4 protein-coding genes and 1 pseudogene are annotated in these 3,106 nt (G+C 45.5%); all 5 read right to left on the bottom strand.

The features are described from left to right. Positions 1-116 (bottom strand): annotated as a pseudogene (locus tag VR7878_RS21000) (IS630 family transposase); the annotation flags it as partial. A 454-nt stretch (positions 117-570) separates the two neighbouring features. After that, complete coding sequence (locus VR7878_RS20395) at positions 571-2,154, bottom strand: replication endonuclease (RefSeq protein ID WP_235862928.1); 1,584 nt, start codon at positions 2,152-2,154, stop codon at positions 571-573. Continuing rightward, positions 2,151-2,414 carry a hypothetical protein gene (locus VR7878_RS20390; protein ID WP_235862927.1) on the bottom strand — a complete coding sequence of 88 codons (264 nt, stop codon included), beginning with the start codon at positions 2,412-2,414 and terminating at the stop codon, positions 2,151-2,153. Before VR7878_RS20390 ends, VR7878_RS20395 begins: the two co-directional genes overlap by 4 nt. Next, positions 2,407-2,655: a helix-turn-helix transcriptional regulator gene (locus VR7878_RS20385; protein ID WP_077337630.1), complete on the bottom strand. Its 249-nt coding sequence runs from the start codon at positions 2,653-2,655 to the stop codon at positions 2,407-2,409. The genes VR7878_RS20390 and VR7878_RS20385 overlap by 8 nt, the downstream gene beginning before the upstream one ends. A 93-nt stretch (positions 2,656-2,748) precedes the next feature. After that, on the bottom strand, positions 2,749-3,106 hold a 358-nt coding region (locus tag VR7878_RS21175; RefSeq protein ID WP_159440515.1), incomplete at its 5' end, for a hypothetical protein.

Here is a 3,106-nt window from a genome sequence, read left to right as displayed (position 1 = left end):
CCGCTAGCCAAAAGTAATATGGCATTCAAACGGCGATAATGGTCTTTATCCTTTGTCTTGTGCATTTTTTTGATAATTCGGCGTCGCTCTGCACGGTCAGGTAATGTTAGAATCATGGCTCTCGGTAGTGGTTGTTGATTTGTGGGTTTGGCGACTAATCAGATCGCACAAACGCTACCGAGTTCCTTTCTTTTTTATTCTCCGGTGATCTACATTTAGGAACAGTTATTTAGTTGACTGAATGTTAATTTTTGGACTCGTCTTACATAAGACATTGCAGCCGAAATATTAGAATTAAAACTTTTCATCACTTCATTTAAATGAGTAATCTCTTGCTCAGATACTACTAAAACCTTCTTATTTCCATATTCAGCCATATATACTTAACCCAACTGTTAAAGAATCGATATTCCATTAATTATATAGCGATAAAGGTTATTAATTTTTTCAGACATGTCAATCTTGTTTGTGTGTCATTTTTGCTCACAATATCTATGGATAATTAATTTTACATCATCTGTTCAATATATGTTTTCACTAAAGTCTATTATTAATTTACGCAAAATACACTTATTCACAGAACTCCAAGTTAAAAGAAGGCGCGAAGCCGGACTCTATCCGCCACGCAAAAATACGGGTGATGAATTCACGTCCGGCAGTCATCACCCCTTTTAAAGCCCTGACCAATTCGTTATCACAATATTGGCTGGTTTTCACCGCTCCGGTGGTTTGGTCAACAGAAAGCTCATAGTAGGGCTTAAATACCTGTGCTTGGCGCTCACAGAAAACACCGCCCATTTGCTGCGTGTAAGTCTTCCAGTCGCCTTTGTCGGCAGCTTCGATGATTGCTTTGGCTCTTTCCGGTAAATTCATGATGTCCTTTAATCTGCGCAATTCACGCCATACCGTGACCGAACAGCCGCCCAGTTGCTGAAACTGACGAATGCCCCAACAGGCCGCCCATGCATCCACTCTGGCCGCTGCTTCTAACGGGTCTTCACCATAGATACCACATTCAAGGTTTTCTCCGTCGATATTCTTGGAAATGTATTTGGCAATGTAGCCGGTCGCTGAGCCTTTGTTCGGGTCGATTTTCACTTCGGTAAAGCGGTGCTTATCCGCTCCGGTTTCGTCACCGTCTTCTCTCAGGGCATAGTCACGCATGATATCAACCATCTTCTGATATTGGTGCTTTTCGACAAATAACAGTAAATGCCAGTGTGGGGTGCCGTCGTGTTGCGGCTCAGCCACCCGAAAACCATAAAAGCGGATGTCTAACCGATTCAATTTGGCTCGAATAAGCTGCCACTGTTTATTGAGATAGGCTTGCCCGTCTAACGGGGTCAATCCTTCCCACTTGGGATTGATATCGCCTGATTTGGAATAACTGCGGTGATACTTTGACGGACAGGTGATGGTTAAAAAGGTCGCTTCATGCCCTAAGTCTTGCGCCAACTCTTCAAAGCCTCTGGCTCTGACCATCAGCTCGCCTTTTCTGATTTTCGGGTCTGATACCCCTTTTTGTGACAATTCCAGTAATGAGAAGCGCTGGCCTTGCTCATTGACCGCAAAGGTATTCGATAAGTATTCATGTTGATAGGCTTTTTGTCTGATTCGGGCTTTCAGCGTCAGACGGGAGCAATACAAACTGGTTTTCTTATTGACCTGATTGAGATGATGCAGCACCGTTTCAATATTGCGTCTGAGCGATTTTCTCAGTTTACGTAACCACCACTTTGCATCACTGTAGCGTCCCATTTCACCATGGAGGGAATAGTTTTCTGTGGGAGTAATCACTTGCTGACGGATAAAGCCGCGAACAGTCTCAAGGGCGAGTTCATCATTGAGAAATTGACGACGCAAAGCAAACACGGATTGAGCCAGATGCTTGGCTTTCTCGCGTAAGTCATCCTCACTGAGATTCAATTCCAGTTGGCTGACAGGAACGGACAGCTTAGCCGCGATTTGTTCAGTGGTCGTTCTTAAATAGGTATTGCGCTCAAACTTGGTTGGCTTGCGGAGATACGCTTTCAGCAGTAGTTTTTGTATTTCTACCGGAAAGCAAAAAAGCCTTTGCTGAACAAAGGCTCTGTCATCCCACGCGATTAATGAAAGGTCAATCTCGGTCTGAATCATGGTATCTGTTTTTGTCATTGGCTGGCTTTCCCTTTTGGCGTCAGGGAAAACTCATCCCAACGCTGACCAAAGAAATTGACCGGAGTGAAACGAATCAGTCCGGCCTGATAGAGCTTTTCAACCGTGCCTTGAAAGACTCGTACAGGTAACCGGGTTTTCGGTTGAATGTCGCCTTTCATCGGCCCGTAGTCCGAGCAGACTTTAAACGTCCGCCCGCTCTTCATCCATTTGAGTAAAGTGTGTTGCTCTTGAGTCAGTTCAGGGATTGATTCAGACACGACAACCCCCTTCCTGAGCCAGATGCTCAAGCTTGGTGTGATTGTCCAGCCACCGGTCTAAATCTTCTTTAAGGTAACGAACCGAACGCCCGATTTTAATAAACGGTGGCGCATCGGTGCGGTTGGTGCGTAGCCCCTCCATACGGGACTGCCTGAGGAATGAACGGCTCATACCGATGTAAGCTGCGGTTTCCTGCTCGGTATAAGCGCGTTTTTCAATCGATAGGTTTATGGTTGTCATCGGTGAGTCTCCTTGGTTGATTGAGACTCAAACCATAAGCGTCGCAAACGTCATATGACGCTATCAATGACGCTGACAATGACGTTATGTTTTTCAGGTTCGTTTGACCAGCTTGCGCACCTTGTATACGGTATTCTTGCGAAAGGCTTCATAGCCCATTTCGTTTTCTGTCTCCAGCCCTTTACCGAACCAGCAAATATCATCAGCGCTCATCGACTCAATCACACCATCGACATCATACTGACGCGCTCCGCCTTGCCGGAACTCAGTGCGCATCATATTCCAGATTTTATCGGCTCGGGCGTCAGGGTCTTGTTTGAGTATCCGGTAAACGATTTGCTCAATGGGATGGGTAAGTGCTTCCAACTGAGAAATTGCGGGACTCTGAACACTATTTTCTGCCATAGAGGACTGATGCTGACCACATAGCCGCTCAATGGCCTCTATATCC

The organism is Vibrio ruber DSM 16370 (assembly GCF_900163965.1).
In the GTDB taxonomy this organism is placed as follows: domain Bacteria; phylum Pseudomonadota; class Gammaproteobacteria; order Enterobacterales; family Vibrionaceae; genus Vibrio; species Vibrio ruber.
The sequence above is the reverse complement of the archived record's forward strand: the minus strand, read 5'-3'. Positions and strand labels throughout refer to the sequence as shown.

Coding starts and splice junctions, on each gene's coding strand:
- VR7878_RS20385 (WP_077337630.1), bottom strand. CDS start 2,655: ATGACAACCATAAACCTATCGATTGAAAAACGCGCTTATACCGAGCAG.
- VR7878_RS20395 (WP_235862928.1), bottom strand. CDS start 2,154: ATGACAAAAACAGATACCATGATTCAGACCGAGATTGACCTTTCATTA.